A 19282-nucleotide genomic window follows, 5' to 3' on the forward strand; every position below is an offset into this window, starting at 1 on the left:
CATCGACGGCCGAAGCGGATGGCCGGCGCACAAAGGGTTCGCGTTGGTGGGCTTGCGCGCACCGGTAACGGTGGCTTGGAGGTGCTTCGCCCGAGACATAAACGATCTGGCGCGAATTGCGAGGTATTCGTTCCGTTCGCTGCCGGCTTGCGCGAGGGACCTACCAGCGACGCATGGCTGCCGTATCGCCGTCCTTCGCCTCGACCCAGTCGCCCTCGCTGCCGTCGGTGCGGTGTTCCTTCTTCCAGAAGGGCGCGCGGCTCTTCAGGAAATCCATCACGAAACTTGCCGCCTCGAAGGCGGCGCCGCGATGCGCGGAACCGGCGATCACGAGGACGATGTTCTCGCCGGGCAGGATCCGTCCGGTGCGATGGATCGCGGCAAGTGCGGTCAGTGGCCAGCGTTCGATCGCCTCGTTGGCGATGCGCGTCATCTCTGCTTCCGCCATTCCGGGATAGTGCTCGAGCTCGAGTGCGCCCAGCGTTCCGTCCTCGTCGCGGCACAGGCCCGTGAAGGTGACGAGGGCGCCGGTATCGCCGCCCGGTGCCAGTGCCGCGCACTCCGTGTCCATGTCGAAATCCGCGCGCTGCACGCGCACGACGGGCGTGATGGCACCGGCCACGACCGTCAGCCGCCGGTCATCGGCGGGAAGAGGGCGATCTCGCGGACGTCCCGGCCGATCGGCCGGTCGTGCGGCGTATGTTCGTGATCGAGGGCGACGCGGATGACCTGCGGGTTTTCGAGCGCGGCCGCATAGCCTTCGCCACGACCTTCCAGATGGTCGAGCAGGTCGGCGACGGTCGACACCGATTCCGGCAGTTCGATCGTTTCCTCGGCGCTGCCGATGCGTTCGCGCACCCATGCGAAATAGACGAGCTTGACGGGCATCACTCCACCACGTGTTTCATGCCGGCGCGGAAATAGTCGTATCCCGTGTACATCGTGATCAGCGCCGCAATCCACAAGAGAGTCAGGCCGATCTGGGTCGTGTGCGCCATCACCGCGTCGCCCGCGGGCCCCGCGAGAAGGAAGGCGATCGAGATCATCTGGATCGTCGTCTTCCACTTGGCGATGCGCGTGACCGGCACGCTGACCTTCAGTGCGGCGAGGTATTCGCGCAGTCCCGAGACGAGGATCTCGCGGCAAAGGATGATGATCGCCGCCCAGATCGTCCATCCGGCGATCGTCCGGTCGGCGGCCAGAAGCAGCAGCACCGAGGCGACGAGCAGCTTGTCCGCGATCGGATCGAGCATACGCCCGATCGTCGAGGTCTGCTGCCAGATGCGCGCCAGGTAGCCGTCGAAGAAATCGCTGATGGAGGCGAAGATGAAGAAGCCGAGCGCCCACCAGCGCGCCACGTTGGAGCCGTGGAGACGGCCCTCGACGAAGAAGCATCCGACGATCAGCGGAACGGCCAGGATACGCGCATAGGTCAGGATGTTCGGAATGCTGAAGGCATGGGCGTTGATGCGACCTGCCGTGTTCTGCTCAGCCACGCTGTTCCTCTCGGCCGTATGCGAATCTCATTCGGAGCGACCCGTCCCTTCTCGAGGTCACGCCCCACGCTCGTCGTGAAAATGGTCATAAATAAGTTGCGCCGTCGAGCGCGAAATGCCTTCGACCGACAAAAGATCGTCGAAGGCGGCGCGCGAGACGGCCTTCGCCGTGCCGAAGTGGTGGAGCAGCGCGCGCTTGCGGGTCGGCCCGATGCCGGCGATCTCGTCGAGCGGGTTCTTGACCATTTCCTTCTTGCGCCGCGCACGGTGCGAGCCGATGGCGAAACGGTGCGCCTCGTCGCGCATGCGCTGGACGAAATAGAGCACGGGATCGCGTGGCGGCAGGGAGAAATCCGTCTTGCCCCTGGCGAAGAAGCGCTCGCGACCGGCCTCGCGGTCGGCTCCCTTGGCGACGCCGATCGCCGTCACGCTGTCGGACACGCCGAGTTCGTCGAGAATGCCGCGCACCGCCGACATCTGGCCCTGGCCACCATCGATGAAGATGACGTCCGGCCACGCCGGCATCGCGGCATCCTGCGGGTTTTCCGTTTCGTCGTCATCGGCCGGGCGGTTCGCCGCATCCTCTAGCTCGGGCTTGCCGTGCTCCTTGAGGAGCCGGGAGAAGCGGCGCTGCATGACCTCGCGCATCATCCCGAAATCGTCGCCCGGGGTCAGGTCCTCCGAACGGATGTTGAACTTGCGGTACTGGTTCTTCACGAAGCCGTCCGCGCCGGCGACGATCATGCCGCCGACGGCGTTCGTGCCCATGATGTGGGAATTGTCGTAAACCTCGATGCGACGCGGGGTACGGGGCAGGGAGAAGGTTTCAGCAAGACCCTTGAGCAGGCGCGTCTGCGATGCCGTTTCGGCGATGCGCCGGCCGTGCGCTTCCTTCGCGTTCGAAAGCACGTGGTCGAGAAGATCCTTCTTCTCGCCGCGCTGGGGGACGGAAACCGTGACCTTGCGATGGGCCTTGATGCCGAGCGCTTCGGCAAGCAGCGCCTGCTCCTCGATCGGTTCGGAGATCATCACCTGCTTGGGGCAGGGCTTGTCGTCGTAGAACTGGGAAAGGAACGCGCCGAGGATTTCCGCCGCCGTAAGCGATGGATCGGCCTTCGGGAAATAGGCGCGATTGCCCCAATTCTGGCCTGTGCGGAAGAAGAACACCTGAATGCAGGCTACGCCGCCCTCGTTGTAGATCGCGAAGACGTCCGCCTCCTCGACGCTGCGCGGATTGATGCCCTGATGGCTCTGCACGTGGGAAAGGGCGGAGAGGCGATCGCGAAAGAGCGCGGCGCTTTCGAAATCGAGGTTTTCCGATGCTTCCTGCATCTGCCGCGAGATCGTCGCCTTTACCTTCTGGCTCTTGCCGGAAAGGAAATCCTTCGCCTCGCCCACGAGCTCGCGGTAGCCGGCCTCGTCGATCTCGCCGGTGCACGGGCCAGAGCACCGCTTGATCTGGTAGAGCAGGCAGGGTCGCGTCCGCGCATCGAAGACGCTGTCGGAACAAGTGCGGATCAGGAAAGCGCGCTGCAGCGAATTGATCGTCCGTCCGACGGCGCCGGCGGACGCGAACGGACCGAAATAGTCGCCCTTCCTCGAATGGGCGCCGCGATGCTTGAAGATCGCCGGCGCCTGATGGTCGCCGGTGATCAGGATATACGGAAAGGACTTGTCGTCCCGAAGTAGAACATTGAAGCGCGGGCGCAGGCGCTTGATAAGATTGGCTTCGAGAAGAAGCGCTTCCGTTTCCGTGCGCGTCGTCACGAACTCCATCGTCACCGTGCGGGTGATCATGCGCTCGATGCGGTTGGAATGGCCGCGCCCCTGCGCGTAGTTCGAGACGCGCTTCTTCAGGCTGCGCGCCTTGCCGACGTAGAGAACGTCGCCGGCCTCGTCGAACATGCGATAGACGCCGGGGCTGTTCGGCAGGCGCGGCAGGAAGGCGCGGATCGCCTCTGCACCCTTCAGGCCCTTGGCGACGTCGGCAGTATCCTCCCATTCGATCGCACCGGTAAGCGTGCGTACACGGTCGGAGGCGTCTTCCGGCGCTTCGTCGTCGCTGCCACCGCCTTCGTCGCGTTCGTCGTAGACGACGCCGGCGACATCGTCGGCGGCGCGTTCGGCACGCTTGCGATCCGCACGTTCTTCGGGGTCGAGGTTCTCGGTGTCTTCGCTCATCCCGCGACGTCCACTGTGTCCGGCGTGCGCCAGGCGAGGTGCTGGCCGCCGTCGAGGGCGATCATCTGGCCGGTGATCGACCGGCAATCATAGAGATAGCGTATGGTTCGACCGAATTCGTCAGCCTGCGGGCCGCGTTCGAGCGGAACCCGTGCGGTCTGCGCTTCGAAGTCTTCCGCCGACTGGTGCTCGCTCGCCATCGCCGGCCCCGGACCGATCGCGTTGACGCGGATGCGCGGCGCCAATCCCTGCGCCATCGTCTGTGTCGCGGTCCAGAGCGTCGATTTCGACAGGGTGTAGGAGAAGAACTCCGGCGTCAGGCGCCAGACACGCTGATCGACGATGTTGACGACGAGCGGGTTGTCGCCGAGATCCGCCTGCGCCGCGAAGCGCTGGGCGAGCAGCACGGGCGCCCGCGCATGGATCGCGAAATGCGCGTCCCATGTGCCGGCGTCGAAGCGTTCGGCGGTATCTTCCTTGAAGAGCGAGGCGCTGTTGACGAGCAGATCGACCGGGCCGAGTGCTTCGCTAGCGCGTGCGATCAGGTTCTCCGCCTGTTCGACATCGGTGAGATCGGCACGCACGAACGCGGCTCGACCGCCATCCGAACGAATGCTTCCGACGAGCGCTTCTGCCTCGTCGGTCGAGCGGTTGGCGTGGACGGCGACCGCAAAGCCGTTTCGCGCCAGATCCTCGACGATCGCCCGGCCGATGCGTTTCGCGCCGCCCGTCACCAATGCCGTCCGGTATTCACCCATTCCGCGGTCCGCTCCCGTCTTCATCACACACGACCCGATATAGGCGCCGGATCGCGGCGAAAACAACGCGCGAGCCCGTGATGCACGGAAGACTTTGCCCGTGGACCGATACCGTCCTGCTTTTTCGTGCGGTGTTGCATTTCTCCCGCACGTGCGAGACTCCGATGGGAGAATCAAAAAAATTCATCAAAATCAGATACCTAGAACCGTCTTTATACATCTTGGGTAAGGCTAATCTCCCTTGGCCCGTAACGGCTGTGGACGAATGCGGCACCACGGCCCTTGCTTCGGCTGCAAAATGTCCCGATCGATGGCCATATGGTTTGCGTGCCGGTGGAACGACGGCTTCCACGGCGCGTTGGTACGGCGGCTGCGTACGGTACGACGCAGGCCGACAGGAGTTTTCATGCGTAGAAGCGGCATCCTCGTTGCGGGCATTGCGATCGCGCTTGCAGGGTTCGGACAGGCACATGCCGCGGACCTTCAGGCAGCGCCCGTCGCACCCGAGCCCTCGGACGGCAAGCCCCTCTACGTCTGGAGCGGGCCCTATGCCGGCGCGTTCGCAGGGTACAATTCCGATGATTTCGACAATCCGGACGATACCGGCGACGGGGCCATGGGCGGCGGTTTCGCGGGCTATAACTGGCAGCACGAGAACTACGTCTTCGGCGTCGAGGCCGATCTCGGCTATTCCGGCGCAGATGCCGAGGTGGCCGGCCTCAAGGCGGACCAGGAGCTCTTCGGTTCCGTTCGCGGGCGGATGGGCTATGCGTTCGACAATCCCTTCATGGTCTATGCGACGGGCGGCATCGCCGGTTCGAACCTCAAGCTCGACGACGGCGACAGCTCGGACACGAAGACCCATGTCGGGTGGACGGCGGGTGCGGGCGCGGAAGCCTCGATCACCGACAACGTGACGGCGCGCGTCGAATATCGCTATTCCGACTACGGTTCGAAGAACTACGACCTGCCCGACAGCGGCCCGGTCTCTTCCGGCTTCGACGAGCAGAGCGTGCGCGCCGGCATCGGCATCAAGTTCTGACGCCGGTGCCGTTTTTCCGATAAAGCTGGTCTGCTATCAACTCTCGGCGACGTGCGGCTTCAACTCCGCATAGTCCGGGAAGATCTTCTCGAACTTCGTCGTCCAGTTCTTGAGCTTCGGCCGGCCCCGTTCCCACTTTCCTTCGAAGCGCAGCGCCAGATAGCCGAGCAGGCCAGCGATCGCGAAATGCGCACCGGTGAGGTTCTTCGCCGTGCGCGGCAGGTTGGCTTCCAGGTGATCGAGCCCGCGCTCCACACGGCGCCACTGCTTGTCGATCCACTCTTGGTGCACCTTTTCCTCCGGCCGGAAGCGGCGCTCGTAGACGACGAGGATCAGCGCGTCCATGATCCCGTCGCACAATGCTTCGAGCACCTCCGCCTGCGTGCGCTTGGCGGTGTTGCGCGGATAGAGCTTCCGCCCGCTTTCCCGATCGAGATACTGCATGATCGCACGACTGTCGAAGACGACCGTTCCGTCTTCGGCCTGCACCGTCGGGATCTTGCCGAGCGGGTTGCGATCGACCAGATCGCTGCCCTCGGAAGCGGTATCGGTCGCCACTTCCTCGAAGGGAAGGCCGGCATAGCGCGCGGCCATGCGCACCTTGGCGGAATAGGGCGAAGCGGAAGAAGTCAGGATTTTCATGAAAGCTCCGGTAGGCACGAATGTCGGAAGGAAGACCGCGGTAGCGGTTCAATCGGCCGCCGGCAAGCGCAATCTGGAGGTGTTGCAGCCATTGGCATCCACCTCCGGGCATGCCCGGAAAGCGAGCGACCATGTGAGGCAGATGCGCACTTCGCTGAGGCGAGCGTTGCGGCAGGTGACCGCGATGCCGGTGGAAGGAAGTCCCGGATTGGCCATGCGAAACGCTGCTTCGACGTTTGCGGGGTCCGCCGACCGAGCTGGCGCAGGCGAAGCGAAGGCACGGGGGATCGCGACGTTTGCACGAGCCTTTCGGACGAGCGCGAAGTAGGCCTGCTGATCGAGCCCGGTGCAGGTGCCGTGCTTGCGCCATTCGTGCTCGATGAGGGCGACGTCCGGCGTCAGGTCCGTCATGCGCTCGGCAAGCGTCTTCGGCACATGGTCGGGCAGGGTCGTCGGGCAGAAGGCGGGATAACCGTGCTCGTTCTGCGGCCAGAGGCCGTGAACGACGAAGCCGTACCCCGTATGCGGACCACATTCACGCGGGCTCGCGTCCCGGCCGGCGTCCCGGCAATAGCTCGGCGCCCATGAGAGCGCGAGAACGTAAAAGGCGAACGTTCCGGGCGCTTCACCGTCGGCGAGTGCCGGACCGGACGTCGCGCACGCGCCGATCCATGCCGTGACCGCCAGCGCAATGCGACGGCGGAAAGGGCGATGCGACCGCGTCAATAAGGATTTTCGTAGCGAACGGTGGAGCAGTGCGAACCGTAGACGTGCCATGGATCGAGGCCGGCGATGCAGTATTCCACGCGATCGCCGATGCCGGCGAATCCCATCGTCGATTCGATCAGGTAATAGATGGGCCGCGGAGGGCTTCCCTGCATGACGACGGTCGCCTCGCAGTAGATGCGCCGGACGAGGTGCGTCGGGTCGTAGGGGTGGTAGGCGATCAGCCGCGCGTCACGGAAATCGGTGATGGCAAGCGGCGCGTGAAGGTAGTTGCGCGCGCGGTAGTCGAACTCGCTGTCGATCGTCGCCAGCGTGCCGTGCTGCGCGCAGACGGACGAGCCGACCGCCATCGCGCCACGCGGGCCGGGCTGGACGTAGTCCGCGGCATTCGCCGGTGCGCAGAAAAGGGCGGCACCGATCGCCACCATGGACAGCATTTTGCCAAACATCGTCTTTCCTTACCAAGCGGAGGCGTGCCTTCGGCCCCATCGGAAGATGGACGGGACCGATCGCGTGTCAAGAAGGATATGCGCCGCGTCTTAGCGTGACGTTACCAACTCTTCGACGCGCCAGCCAGCGGTTTCGTCCTGCGCCAGCAGGGGCACGATCGCCGGCAGGAGAACGCCGAGCTCTTCGGCGAGCACGAAGGGCGGGTTGACGACGAGGAGGCCGCTGCCGTCCAGCCCCTTCGCCCGCGTTCGCACGCTCAGTTCGCAACGCAGCGCCTCCTTCGGCGCGAGCCGGCGGACGCCTTCGACGAGCCCGCGCGCCGGTTCGCCGGTCTTCAGCGGATACCACAGGCAATACGTGCCGCCGGGAAAACGGCGAAGGGCACGGGCGACCCCGTCCAGCATGCGCGTCACCTCGCCGGTATCTTCGAAGGGCGGATCGATCAGCACCAGGCCGCGGCGTTCCTTGAAGGGCACGTGCCCGCCGAGCGCGAGAAAGCCATCGAGCTTCGTCGTGCGTACGTGGTGGTCGCCGTCGAAGAGCGTCTGGAGCTCGGCGAAATCTTCCGGATGCAGTTCGATCGCGGAGAGGCGGTCCTGCGTGCGCATCAGCCGCCGCGCTAGCAAGGGGGAGCCCGGATAGGCCTCGATCGCACCCGTGGGGTTCATCCCCCGAACGACGTCGAGATAGGGTGCGGCCAGTTCGGCGGGCTTTGCCGGCAGGTCGGCCGTCATCAACCGGCCGATGCCCTCGCGCCATTCGCCGGTCCGCTGCGCCTTTTCTCCGGTCAGATCGTACCGGCCGCAACCGGCATGCGTATCAAGGATGCGGAACGGCTTTTCCTTGCGCTGAAGGTAGCGGACGACACGCGCGAGCACGAGGTGCTTGAGCACATCGGCGAAATTGCCTGCATGGTAGACGTGTCGATAGTTCATGGTCGATGGGTGGCTTCGGTTCTGAAACGGGTGGTCGCGGCGGCAGTCGTGCCATATACGAGGCGCATGAACGATGCGAGCCCGATCCCGACGAACCAACGGACCGGCTTTTCGGCCTGTCCCCACGATTGCCCTTCGACCTGCGCGCTCGACGTCGAGATCGGCGCGGACGGCCGGGTCGGCCGCATGCGCGGCGCGCGGGAAAACACGTATACGGCGGGCGTGATCTGCGCCAAGGTCGCGCGCTACGCCGAACGGCTCTACCATCCCGATCGCCTGCTGCACCCGCTGCGCCGTTCGGGAGCGAAGGGCGAGGGGCACTGGCAGCGCATCTCATGGGACGACGCGCTCGACACGATCGCCGAGCGGTTCTGTCAGGCCGAGCAGCGCCATGGCAGCGAAGCGATATGGCCCTACCTGTTCGCCGGAACGATGGGTCTCGTCCAGCGCGATTCGATCCATCGTCTGCGGCATGCCAAGCGCTATTCCGGCCAGTTCGATTCCATCTGCACCAATCTCGCCTGGACGGGCTTTTTCGCCGGCACGGGCAAGCTGATGGGCCCGGATCCGCGCGAGATGGCGAAATCCGATTGCGTCGTCATCTGGGGCACGAACGCCGTCGCCACGCAGGTCAACGTCATGACCCATGCGATGCGCGCGCGAAAGGAACGCGGCGCGAAGATCGTCGTGATCGACGTCTACGAGACGGCGACGATGAAGCAGGCGGACACGGCGCTGATGTTGAAGCCCGGCACCGACGGCGCGCTGGCCTGCGCCGTCATGCACGTGCTCTTTCGCGAAGGCTTGGCCGATCGCGCGTTCCTCGCCGCGCATACGGACGACGCGGCGGGCCTCGAAGCGCATCTGGCAACGCGCACGCCGGAATGGGCGGCGGCGATCACCGGCCTTTGCGTGGAAGAGATCGAGGCGTTCGCGCGGTTGCTCGGCCGCACGAAACGCAGCTATCTGCGCCTCGGCTACGGCTTTACCCGCAGCCGTAACGGCGCCGTCAACATGCACGCTGCAAGCTGCATCGCTTCGGTTACCGGTAGCTGGCAGTTCGAGGGCGGCGGTGCCTTCCACTCGAACAGCGGCACCTTCGGGCTCAATCAGGCCGAGATCATGGGTCTCGGCGAGCGCGACGCCGGCGTGCGCTCGCTCGACCAGAGCCGCATCGGCGCGGTGCTGACCGGTGAGCCCGACGCGCTCTACGGCGGGCCGCCGGTGACGGCCATGCTCGTGCAGAACACGAATCCGGCGAACGTCGCGCCGGAGCAGCGCAAGGTGCGGCGCGGGCTCCTGCGCGAGGATCTCTTCGTCGCCGTCCACGAGCAGTTCCTGACGGAAACGGCAGACCTTGCCGACATCGTGCTGCCGGCGACGATGTTCGTGGAGCACGACGACATCTACAAGGGTGGCGGGCAGCAACACATCACGCTCGGACCGAAGCTCGTCGAACCGCCGGAAACGGTGCGCACGAACCACTTCGTGATCGAGGAGCTGGCAAAGCGGCTCGGTGTTTCCGATCGTCCGGGCTTCGGCATGACCGAACGCCAGCTGATCGACGGGATGATGGCGGCGAGCGGCTATCCCGGCTTCGAGAAGCTCCTTCGCGAACGCTGGATCGACTGCCAGCCTCGCTTCGGGGAAGCGCACTACCTCGACGGTTTCGTTTGGCCGGACCGCAAGTTCCGCTTCGCGCCGGACTGGACCGGGCAGCGCGCGCCGAACCGTCCGCCGGAAACGATGGGCGTGCAGGGCCCGCACGAGCGCCTTCCGCGCTTTCCCGACCACGTCGACGTCATCGAGACCGCGGACGAAGCCCACCCCTTTCGGCTGGCGACCTCGCCGGCGCGCAACTTCCTGAACTCGACCTTTTCCGAAACGGACGGATCGCGCACGCGCGAGGGGCGCCCCGAGGCCATGCTCCATCCCGACGACGCGCGTGAGATCGGCGTCGCGGATGGCGATGTCGTCGTGCTCGGCAATCCGCGCGGCGCGGTGCGCATCCATGCGCGGCTCTTTTCCGGCCTGCGGCGCGGCGTGGTGGTCTGTGAGGGGCTGTGGCCGAACCGCGACCACCTCGATGGCGAAGGGATCAATGTTCTGACCGGCGCGGACCCTTGCGCTCCCTTCGGCGGAGCTGCGTTTCACGACAACCGCATCTGGGTGCGTGCAGACCGGAAGGCCTGATGCAACTCCGGTTCGCGTCGACATCGCCCTTCGCGCCCTGAACCCGCTCGCGAAGGTGCCGACGCTCGTGACCGAAACGGGCGAGGCGATCTGCGAATCCGCCGTCATCTGCGAATATCTGGACACGTCGGTACCGGCGGAGCGCGCGAACCTTGCCGCGTGGTACGCGATCGTATCGGAACGCCCATCGATGGCCGAAACGCACCATCGCGGTGAAGGGCGTTCAGTCGTGCTCGATGCGTACGCCGATGCGCCTGCCGGTCAGCTTGCCGAGCTGCTGAAGCCGTCCGTTGACGCGCTCGCCGGCGAGATCGGCAAGCCGTTCGGGCACGATCAGCACGACGTCCGCCTCGTCGTTCTCGTCGTGGACCGCTTCGAAGCGCAGCAGCGGCACCGCACCCGCCATCGAGGCGGAGAAAAGGTAGCCGACCCGCAGGATGCCGCCGACGAGCTTGGCAAGCTGGACGAAGCGTTCGCCGGCGACCTTGGCGAGCGGCTCGGTCGCCGAATCGTCGCCCAACCCCTCGAAGCGATAGTAGTTCACGAGCGCCAGATAGGCCCGGCCGGCATGGCTTATGCCGGAAAACGAATTGTGCGCGATGATGTTGACGGCCTGGAGCCCACGATAGTCCGGATGCGCGCGCCAGGAAATATCGGCGAGCAGGCAGGCGGCGCGGCGATAGCGCGCTTCGTCGGTACTCTCGTCGACGCCGAAGACCGGCATGACACGTTCGGTCCATTCGGCGATCTCGTAGGCATGTTCCGGCGAGCGGGCGCGCAGGAGCGCCAGTTCTTCGGCCGTGGCGAGCAGCGGGTCGCGCGCGCGTTCCTCAGCGTCGAGAAGCGAGAACAGGTAGCCCTCGCGTACGCCGAGGGCGGAGATCGAGACGGCCCGTGGCCGGATGGCGGCGATCGTCTCCTGCAGGGCCACCGCGCCGAAGGGCAGCAGCGCACGGCGGTTCTTGGAAACCGGCTTGAGTTCGCACGAGCCGGTATCGCGAAGCCGCGCGACACGGGACAGAAAGTCCATCATCGGCTCGAATTCGATCTCGTAGGCGTGCATCATGTGCAGCGGATAGCCGGTCTGTTCCATGTGCAGGCGAGCGATGTTCCGCCATGTGCCGCCGACGGCGTAGAAGAGGCGGTTCTTGCCCTTGGCGAGAAACTTCGCGCCCTTGATCTGCCTGCGTGCGAAGGCGCGCGCCTTGGAAACGGAACCGCCGGCGAGGTCGGCGAGGCGCAAGCCGCCGAGCGGCAGGGTCACGCCGTCGCCGATCCTGCTGCCGCGTATGTCGACGAGTTCCAGCGAACCGCCGCCGAGGTCGCCGGCAATGCCGTCCGGCGCGGCAAAGCCTGAAATGACGCCGTAGGCCGAGTAGGTCGCCTCTTCCTTGCCGGAAAGAACGCGGATCGGCGCTTCGAGGATGGCTTCGGCCCGGCGGATGAACTCGGACCCGTTCTCCGCCTCGCGGGCTGCGGCCGTCGCGATGACGTGCATCTCGATCGCCTGCGCCTGGCGGCTCAGAGCGCGGAAACGCTTAAGCGCGGAAAGTGCGCGCTCGACGCCGGCATCGTCCATGCGGTTCGTCGCGACGAGGCCGCGTCCGAGACCGCAAAGCACCTTTTCGTTGAAGAGGATGGAGGGCGAACGGCTCAGGCGCTCGTAGATGACGAGGCGCACGGAGTTGGAGCCGATGTCGATGACGGAAACGGGCCGGAATCCCGAAATCCGGCCGAGCGCTTCCGACTCGATCACGAAAACGCTCCCGTCGTCCGCGTGCCGGTCAGCGTTCCGGCGCGGTCCAGCCGGCGATCAGCTTCGGCGCGCTCTCCTTCAGCGCCTCGCCCCGGCCCGAAAGGCTGGGGTTCGTCATGTAGTAGACCTGGGCGTTGAATGGTTCCTCTCCCTGGCGCGGCATCATCCGGCGCGACGTGCCGTCCGGCAATATCTCGTAACTCTGCTGGTTGTCTATCAGGTTCCCGAGCATGATCTGCGACAGGACCTGCTCGTGGACGGTCGGGTTCTTCACCGGCACCAGCGTCTCGACGCGGCGGTTCAGGTTGCGCGGCATCAGGTCGGCCGAGCCGATATAGACGAGGGCGTCGGGCGAGGGCAGGCCGCGGCCGTTGCCGAAGCAGTAGATGCGGCTGTGCTCCAGAAAGCGCCCGACGATCGACTTCACGCGAATACGCTCGGAAAGCCCCTCGACCTGCGGACGCAGGCAGCAGATGCCGCGCACGACGAGCTCGATGTCCACATCCGCCCGACCGGCGCGATAGAGCGCGTCGATGATCTCCGGATCGACGAGCGCATTCATCTTCATCCAGATCGATCCGGGCCGGCCTGCCTCGACATGGGCGATCTCCGCATCGATATGCTCGATGATGCGCCGGCGCATGTTGAGCGGGGAGACGATGAGCGTGTCGAGTTCGACCGGCGTGCCGTAGCCGGTGATGAAGTTGAACACCTGCTGCACGTCGCCGGCGACCTCCGGCGTACAGGTGAAGAAGGAAAGGTCCGTGTAGATCTTCGCCGTGACCGGATGGTAGTTGCCGGTACCGAGATGGCAGTAGGAGCGCAGCGAGCCTTCCTCGCGCCGCACGATGAGTGAGATCTTGGCGTGCGTCTTCAACTCGATGAAGCCGAAGACCACCTGCACGCCGGCCCGCTCCAGATCGCGCGCCCAGCGGATGTTCGCTTCCTCGTCGAAGCGCGCCTTCAGTTCGACGACCGCCGTCACGGACTTGCCGGACTCCGCCGCCTCGATGAGCGCGCGTACGATGGGGCTGTCGTTGGAGGTGCGGTAGAGCGTCTGCTTGATGGCGAGCACGTCCGGATCGCGCGCGGCCTGGTAGAGGAACTGCACCACCACGTCGAAGGACTCGTAGGGGTGGTGGATGACGATGTCCTTTTCCTTGATCGCCGCGAAGCAGTCGCCCGCATGGTCGCGCACGCGCTCGGGAAAGCGCGCGTTGTAGGGCTGGAAGCGCAAATCGTCTCGCGGCGCCTTGACGATCTCGGTGAGCGTGTCGAGCGCGAGAAGGCCCGGCAGCACCGAGACCCGGTCGCGCGCGACGTTCACCTCCTCGATGATGAACTCGCGCAGCGAGACCGGCAGTTCGGAATCGAACTCGATGCGGATGACCGAGCCGCGGCGCCGCCGCTTCAGCGCACTTTCGAAGAGGAGAACGAGATCTTCCGCCTCCTCCTCGACTTCGATGTCGCTGTCGCGGATGACGCGGAAGGTGCCGGACCCGCGTACCTCGTAGCCGGGAAAGAGCTCCTCGATGAACAGGCCGACCACGTCCTCGAGCGCGATGTAGCGGATGTCGCAATCGTCCGCGCCCCCGTTCGGCAGGCGAACGAAACGGTCGAGCGCGACGGGCAGGCGCAGGAGCCCCGTCATCGGCTCGCGGCCCTCCTTGCTGAAGAGTTGCAGGCCGATCGAGAAGCCGAGATTGGGAATGAACGGGAAGGGGTGGGCCGGGTCGATCGAAAGTGGCGTGAGTACGGGGAAGATCGACGCGAAGAACGTCTTTTCGAGCCAGGCCCGGTCGTCGCCGGAAAGCCGTGAAGGCCGGACGAAATGGATGCCCTCGCGGGCAAGCCCTTCCTGCAGGACGTTCAGGGAAGCGTGCTGCTCGAACTGCAGCTTGTCCACCTCCTTCAGGATCTTGCGGAGCTGTTCGGCCGGCGTGCGCCCATCGGCGCTGCGCGCGGTGATGCCCTCTCGCACCTGGCCCTCGAGGCCGGCGACGCGCACCATGAAGAACTCGTCCAGATTGGTCGCCGAGATCGACAGGAAGCGCACGCGTTCGAGAAGCGGATGGGCGGCGTTGTGGGTCTCGTCGAGCACGCGCCGATTGAACTGGAGCCACGAGAATTCGCGGTTGATGAACCGGTCGGGATGGTTCGTCGGGTCTGTCTCGACGGATACCGTCGTGTCTTCGACCTGTTCGGCGGCAGTGCTCTGATCCATCGGCTTTCCGTTCGATTGTCTCAACTTCGGGCGTGGCTAAGCGTATTCCGCGACATCGCGATGACGTGTGCTAGCCAGCATGCTCAGCCTGCGCCAGCGCTTCGGCGGCCACCGCCCGGGTAATGCGCACGCTGCGCGAAAGGGCGATCTCGTCCATGCGCGCGACGAGATCCTGGGCGGCGAAGAGCGAGCGTTCCATGCGCATGACGAGATAGTGCACCACCTTGTCGTCGATTTCGATCTGCCGGTCGGCGAAAAGCTTGAAGATCACCTGCGCGAGCAGTGGCTCGTCCGGTTCGCCGATCTCGACGACCGTCGCCGCGGCAAGGCGCGAAGCGAGGTCGGGCAGGGTGACGGCCCAGGCGGCGGGTCGCGCGCGTGCCGTCATCAACACGCTCGTGCCTGCCTGGCGAACCGCGTTGATGATGTGGAAGAGGGCCGTGTTCGCAAAACCCGCACGGTCGGCGTCCTCGATCAGTACCGGCCCTTCGGAAGCGGCCTCGGCGCCGGTGCGCGCGGCGCTCTCGCCCGGCAGAACGGTCGTCGCGCCGGAGCGTTCGCGCCAGATATTGGCGAGATGGGACTTGCCGCATCCGGGCGGACCGGCGAGCACGACGACCGGCGAGCCCCAGTCGGGCCAGCGATCGACGATGCCGACGGCCGCGCGCACCGGCTCGCACACGGCGAGATCGTCGCGCGTGCGCGCCGCGTCGTGCGTGAACGAAAGGGGGATCTGGTGTGCCTGCCCGTTCATCGCCTGCCTCCGTTTCGCTCGTCGTATCGCGCGGCCTCAATCTTGCCTCCCGGACGGCGGCCGGGTTCGGGTACGCCCGGATGCAGACCGTCGTCGGGCGCGCCGACATAAAGCGCGCTTTCGAGATAGCGGGCGAGGGCGAAGCGCACGAGCACGGCGATCGCGGCGGATGCCGGGACGGCGATCAACGTCCCTACGAAGCCGAAGATCGAGCCGAAGGCGAAGAGCGCGAACATCAGCCAGACCGGATGAAGCCCGACGCTGTGTCCGACGAGCTTCGGCTGGAGGATGTTGCCCTCGATGAATTGCCCGGTGAAGAAGACCGCCGCCACGAGCGCGATCATCGTGTAGTCCGGCCAGTATTGCACGAGCGCGACCCCGATCGCCAGAACCAGCCCGATGAACGAACCGATATAGGGAATGAAACTGATCAGCCCCGCGAAGAAGCCGATCAGGAGGCCGAAATTGAGGCCGACGACCGTCAGCCCGAGGGCGTAGTAACAGCCGAGGATGAGGCAGAGGCTTCCCTGTCCGCGCACGAAGCCGGCGATGGCATGGTCGATGTCGCGGGCGATCGTGCGCACGTCCGTCAGGTGCTGGCGCGGGATCCAGGCGTCGACACGCGTGACCATGCGGTCCCAGTCGAGCAGCATGTAGAAGGCGACGACCGGCGTCACGACGAAGAGGGCGATGATGTCGAGCAGCGCCTTGCCCGAATTCCACAGTTTCTTCAGCAGCGTCGCCAGGAAGCCGGCGCCCTGGCTGATGGCGTCGGCGAAGGAGTTGCGGATGTTGCCGACCTGGTCGGTCAGCCAGTTCGGCAGGAAGTCGAGCTTCGGCGAGGTGACGAGCTGCTGCAGCTCGGTCACGTAGCCGGGCAGGCGCTGGATGAAGTCGGAGGTCTGGTTGACGAGAAGCGGAACGATGATGACGAGCGCCAGCGCGAAGACGACGAGGAACATGACGAGGATGACGATCGTCGCCATCAGCCGGCTGAGTCCCAGGCGTTGGAGCCGGTCGGCGACGGGATCGAGGAAGTAGGCGAGCGCCATGCCTGCGACGAAGGGCAGGAGGATGGAGTGAAAGAGGATCAGGAAGACGACGAGGAAGACGAGGACGCAAACCCAGAAGATGGCCTGACGGCGCAGCGATGTAGCGTTCATGCGTCGTTCCCGAGCCTTGCCTACGTTGCCGCGCTTGCCGCTGCGATCCGGCGCCGCTTCGACCTTGCCGGCGCTTTGCCATACATAGGACGGGATAGGCCGTGCCGGCGCGCGCGGTCAAGCGGGCAACGTCTGGTAGGGAGAATGCATGAAACTCGACGCCGAATCACTTGTTTTCGCTCTCGACGTCAATACCGACGGATCGGCGGTTTCGATCGAGGCGGACGCGCTCGACGACCTGGAGGGCCCGTCGGCCTGGCGCTGGATCCATCTCGACCGTACGGGGCCGACCTCGAAGGCCTGGCTCGAAGAGATCGGCGACCTTTCGGAAGCGGCGAGCGAGGCGCTCTTCGACGAGGAGACCCGGCCGCGCGCCAACGTCATCGACGACAACGTCGTGATCATCCTGCGCGGCGTCAATCTCAATCCCGGCGCCGAGCCCGAGGACATGGTCGCGCTGCGCATGCTCGTCAGCGGCAGATCCGTCGTCACGCTGAGGCGCAGTCGCGTCTTCGCCGTCCAGTCGATCCGCGACGACGCGCTGGCCGGACGCGGACCGAAGGGGCCGGGGGCCTTCGTCGCCGAACTCGCCGAAGGGCTGACGGACCGGCTCGCCGGCACGATCGACCAGTTGGAGGATCGCGTCGACCATCTGGAGGACCAGAGCCTCGCCGCGCAGGACGATCGATCGCTCGCCGACGAGCTCGTCGACGTGCGCCGCGAGATCGTCGCGTATCGCCGTTTCCTCGCTCCGCAGCGTGAGGCGCTGATGCGCATTCTCAACCTGCGTCGGCCCTGGCTCGACGAGGATTCGCGCGAGCAGCTGAGCGAGACGCAGGAGACGCTTTCGCGGGTGATCGAGGGTCTCGACGCCATACGGGAGCGTGCGGCGATCCTTCAGGAAGGTGTTGCCGGTCGCTCGGCCGAGCGCATGAACCGGACGATGTACACGCTTTCCATCGTCGCGACGGTCTTTCTGCCGCTGAGCTTCGTCACCGGTCTCCTCGGCATCAATGTCGGCGGCATTCCCGGAACGCAGTCCTCGCTCGGCTTCGTCGCGGTATGCGCCATCATCGTCGTGCTCGCGATCGTCGAGCTTTGGATCTTCTGGCGGCGCCACTGGTTCTGAAGTCCCGGCCGATAGGGCTTGCGTGCGGGACGAAGGCCATGTCAATTGCGCCCGCGCGCCGAGTGCGGTGCTCACCGGGAGACGGACGATGAGCGAGAGCCGAAAGGGCATGACCTACAGCGATGCCGGCGTCGACATCGACGCGGGCAATGCGCTCGTGAATGCGATCAAGCCGCTGGCGCGCGCAACGCGCCGGCCGGGTGCGGACGGGCGGCTCGGCGGTTTCGGCGGCGTCTTCGACCTGAAGGCGACGGGCTTTTCCGATCCGATCCTCGTGGCGGCGAACGACGGCGTCGGGACGAAGCTCAAGATCGCGATCGAGAGCGGCAGGCACGAGACGATCGGCGTCGATCTCGTCGCCATGTGCGTCAACGACCTCGTGGTGCAGGGCGCCGAACCGCTGTTCTTCCTCGACTACTACGCCACCGGCAAACTCGATACCGCCACCGGTGCGACGATCGTCGGCGGTATCGCGGAAGGCTGCCGGCAGGCCGGTTGCGCGCTGATCGGCGGTGAAACGGCGGAAATGCCGGGCATGTACGCCGATGGCGACTACGACCTTGCCGGCTTCGCCGTCGGCGCGGCCGAGCGCGGTCGCCTGCTGCCGAAGATCGACATGCATGCCGGCGACGTCCTTCTGGGCCTCGCTTCGTCGGGCGTCCACTCCAACGGCTATTCGCTCGTGCGCCGCATCGTCGAGAAGGCGGGTCTCGACTGGCGTTCGCGGGCGCCGTTCGGAGGTGGCGGCAGCCTCGGCGGTGCGCTTCTCGAGCCGACGCGCATCTATGTCCGGCCGCTTCTTCGCGCGCTTGCGAAGACCGACGCCATCCGCGGTTTCGCGCACATCACCGGGGGCGGCTTCACGGAGAACGTGCCGCGGGTGCTGCCGGCGGGCATCGCCGCCGAAATCGACCTTTCGGCCATTCGCGTTCCCCCGGTCTTCGGCTGGCTCTCGAAGGCCGGCAAGATCGCGTCGACGGAAATGCTGCGCACCTTCAATTGCGGCATCGGCATGGTCGCGATCGTCGCGCCGGAAGGCGCGGACGACGTCAAGGCGATGCTGGAAGCGGAGGGCGAAACGGTCTGCACGCTCGGCCGGCTCGTCGGGCGCGAGGAGGACGAGCCGCGGCTGCGCTATCGGGGCAAGCTCGCACTATGACGGCGAAGCGCGTGCGCGTCGCGGTCCTGATTTCAGGCCGGGGAAGCAACATGGCGGCCCTTCTCGCGGCCGCCGGGAACGAGGAATTTCCTGCCCACATCGCCGTGGTGATCGCCGACCGGGCGGACGCCGCTGGTCTCGCCACCGCCGACGCGGCGGGCATTCCCGCTATGGCCGTGCCGCGGCGCGATTATTCGGACAAGGCGGCCCACGAAGCGGCGATCGAGGCGCAGCTCCATCGCCACGATATCGATCTCGTGTGCCTCGCAGGCTTCATGCGATTGCTTTCCGGCGCGTTCGTCGCGCGCTGGCAGGGGCGCATCCTCAACATCCATCCCTCGCTGCTGCCGCTCTTTCCGGGTCTCGATACCCACGCGCGTGCCCTTGCGGCAGGCGTCCGGCTGCACGGGTGCAGCGTGCATTTCGTGACCGAAGGCATGGACGAGGGGCCGATCGTCGCGCAGGCGGCCGTGCCCGTGGAATGCCACGACACTGCTCAGACCCTTTCCGAACGCGTGCTGGCCGCCGAACATCGCCTCTATCCGGCCGCGTTGCATGCCGTTGCGAACGGATCGGTGCGGCTCGACCCGGCGACCGGCAGAAGCGTCTTTTCCGCCGATCCGCGGGAACGGGCGATGGAAGAAGCGATCCTCTTTTCCGGCCTCTGAGCGACG

18 protein-coding genes and 1 pseudogene are annotated in these 19282 nt (G+C 65.8%); 6 read left to right on the plus strand and 13 right to left on the minus strand.

Annotated features, from left to right (window positions below; translation table 11 throughout):
* Positions 1–160: 160 nt before the first annotated feature.
* From FJU11_RS02395 to FJU11_RS02415, 5 genes are all read right to left on the minus strand, one after another.
* The gene (locus FJU11_RS02395; protein WP_141165411.1) at positions 161–622 is read right to left on the minus strand and encodes a molybdenum cofactor biosynthesis protein MoaE; all 462 of its coding nucleotides are present in this window, start codon (positions 620–622) and stop codon (positions 161–163) included.
* A gap of 5 nt (positions 623–627) precedes the next feature.
* Positions 628–888, minus strand: coding sequence for a molybdopterin converting factor subunit 1 (gene moaD, locus FJU11_RS02400; RefSeq protein WP_141165412.1), 261 nt, complete (start codon positions 886–888; stop codon positions 628–630).
* Positions 888–1469, minus strand: a complete 582-nt coding sequence (gene pgsA, locus FJU11_RS02405; protein ID WP_141165451.1) for a CDP-diacylglycerol--glycerol-3-phosphate 3-phosphatidyltransferase — start codon at positions 1467–1469, stop codon at positions 888–890. Before pgsA ends, moaD begins: the two co-directional genes overlap by 1 nt.
* 84 nt (positions 1470–1553) lie before the next feature.
* Positions 1554–3677 carry an excinuclease ABC subunit UvrC gene (gene uvrC / locus FJU11_RS02410; protein WP_141165413.1) on the minus strand — a complete coding sequence of 708 codons (2124 nt, stop codon included), beginning with the start codon at positions 3675–3677 and terminating at the stop codon, positions 1554–1556.
* On the minus strand, positions 3674–4435 hold the full coding sequence (locus FJU11_RS02415) for an SDR family oxidoreductase (RefSeq protein WP_141165414.1): 762 nt from the start codon (positions 4433–4435) through the stop codon (positions 3674–3676). The genes uvrC and FJU11_RS02415 overlap by 4 nt, the downstream gene beginning before the upstream one ends.
* A gap of 406 nt (positions 4436–4841) precedes the next feature.
* On the opposite strand from FJU11_RS02415, the gene FJU11_RS02420 reads away from it, so the two are divergent.
* Positions 4842–5477: an outer membrane protein gene (locus FJU11_RS02420; RefSeq protein WP_141165415.1), complete on the plus strand. Its 636-nt coding sequence runs from the start codon at positions 4842–4844 to the stop codon at positions 5475–5477.
* Positions 5478–5513: 36 nt separating this feature from the next.
* On the opposite strand, the gene FJU11_RS02425 is transcribed toward FJU11_RS02420, so the two are convergent.
* The 4 genes from FJU11_RS02425 to FJU11_RS02440 all read right to left on the minus strand — a co-directional run bounded on the left by FJU11_RS02425 (position 5514) and on the right by FJU11_RS02440 (position 8230).
* On the minus strand, positions 5514–6119 hold the full coding sequence (locus tag FJU11_RS02425; RefSeq protein ID WP_141165416.1) for a glutathione S-transferase family protein: 606 nt from the start codon (positions 6117–6119) through the stop codon (positions 5514–5516).
* Positions 6120–6167: 48 nt separating this feature from the next.
* A complete protein-coding gene (locus tag FJU11_RS02430) occupies positions 6168–6845 on the minus strand; it encodes a ribonuclease T2 (RefSeq protein ID WP_235890773.1) in 678 nt (225 codons plus the stop codon).
* Positions 6842–7294 (minus strand): hypothetical protein, encoded by a 453-nt coding sequence (locus tag FJU11_RS02435; protein WP_141165418.1) that lies wholly within the window; start codon positions 7292–7294, stop codon positions 6842–6844. The genes FJU11_RS02430 and FJU11_RS02435 overlap by 4 nt, the downstream gene beginning before the upstream one ends.
* Before the next feature lie 90 nt (positions 7295–7384).
* Entirely contained in the window at positions 7385–8230 is an 846-nt protein-coding gene (locus FJU11_RS02440; protein WP_141165419.1) for a 23S rRNA (adenine(2030)-N(6))-methyltransferase RlmJ, read from the minus strand.
* Positions 8231–8296: 66 nt separating this feature from the next.
* Here FJU11_RS02440 and FJU11_RS02445 point away from each other — a divergent pair, with 66 nt between their 5' ends.
* Complete coding sequence (locus FJU11_RS02445) at positions 8297–10423, plus strand: molybdopterin oxidoreductase family protein (protein WP_141165420.1); 2127 nt, start codon at positions 8297–8299, stop codon at positions 10421–10423.
* A pseudogene (locus FJU11_RS18720) lies at positions 10404–10550 on the plus strand (glutathione S-transferase N-terminal domain-containing protein); the annotation flags it as partial. The gene FJU11_RS02445 and the pseudogene FJU11_RS18720, both read left to right, overlap by 20 nt.
* Before the next feature lie 96 nt (positions 10551–10646).
* Here FJU11_RS18720 and ppx read toward each other — a convergent pair.
* The 4 genes from ppx to FJU11_RS02470 all read right to left on the minus strand — a co-directional run bounded on the left by ppx (position 10647) and on the right by FJU11_RS02470 (position 16320).
* Positions 10647–12179 carry an exopolyphosphatase gene (ppx, locus tag FJU11_RS02455; RefSeq protein WP_141165421.1) on the minus strand — a complete coding sequence of 511 codons (1533 nt, stop codon included), beginning with the start codon at positions 12177–12179 and terminating at the stop codon, positions 10647–10649.
* A 28-nt stretch (positions 12180–12207) separates the two neighbouring features.
* Positions 12208–14403: an RNA degradosome polyphosphate kinase gene (locus FJU11_RS02460; RefSeq protein ID WP_141165422.1), complete on the minus strand. Its 2196-nt coding sequence runs from the start codon at positions 14401–14403 to the stop codon at positions 12208–12210.
* A 70-nt stretch (positions 14404–14473) separates the two neighbouring features.
* The gene (hdaA, locus tag FJU11_RS02465) at positions 14474–15157 is read right to left on the minus strand and encodes a DnaA regulatory inactivator HdaA (protein WP_141165423.1); all 684 of its coding nucleotides are present in this window, start codon (positions 15155–15157) and stop codon (positions 14474–14476) included.
* A complete protein-coding gene (locus tag FJU11_RS02470; protein ID WP_141165424.1) occupies positions 15154–16320 on the minus strand; it encodes an AI-2E family transporter in 1167 nt (388 codons plus the stop codon). Before FJU11_RS02470 ends, hdaA begins: the two co-directional genes overlap by 4 nt.
* Positions 16321–16468: 148 nt before the next feature.
* Here FJU11_RS02470 and FJU11_RS02475 point away from each other — a divergent pair, with 148 nt between their 5' ends.
* From FJU11_RS02475 to purN, 3 genes are all read left to right on the plus strand, one after another.
* Positions 16469–17449: a zinc transporter ZntB gene (locus tag FJU11_RS02475; protein WP_141165425.1), complete on the plus strand. Its 981-nt coding sequence runs from the start codon at positions 16469–16471 to the stop codon at positions 17447–17449.
* Between the two features lie 88 nt (positions 17450–17537).
* A complete protein-coding gene (gene purM, locus FJU11_RS02480; RefSeq protein ID WP_141165426.1) occupies positions 17538–18608 on the plus strand; it encodes a phosphoribosylformylglycinamidine cyclo-ligase in 1071 nt (356 codons plus the stop codon).
* Positions 18605–19276: a phosphoribosylglycinamide formyltransferase gene (gene purN, locus FJU11_RS02485; RefSeq protein ID WP_141165427.1), complete on the plus strand. Its 672-nt coding sequence runs from the start codon at positions 18605–18607 to the stop codon at positions 19274–19276. Before purM ends, purN begins: the two co-directional genes overlap by 4 nt.
* Positions 19277–19282 lie beyond the last annotated feature (6 nt).

This window comes from Pararhizobium mangrovi, from assembly GCF_006516965.1.
GTDB lineage: Bacteria > Pseudomonadota > Alphaproteobacteria > Rhizobiales > Rhizobiaceae > Pararhizobium_B > Pararhizobium_B mangrovi.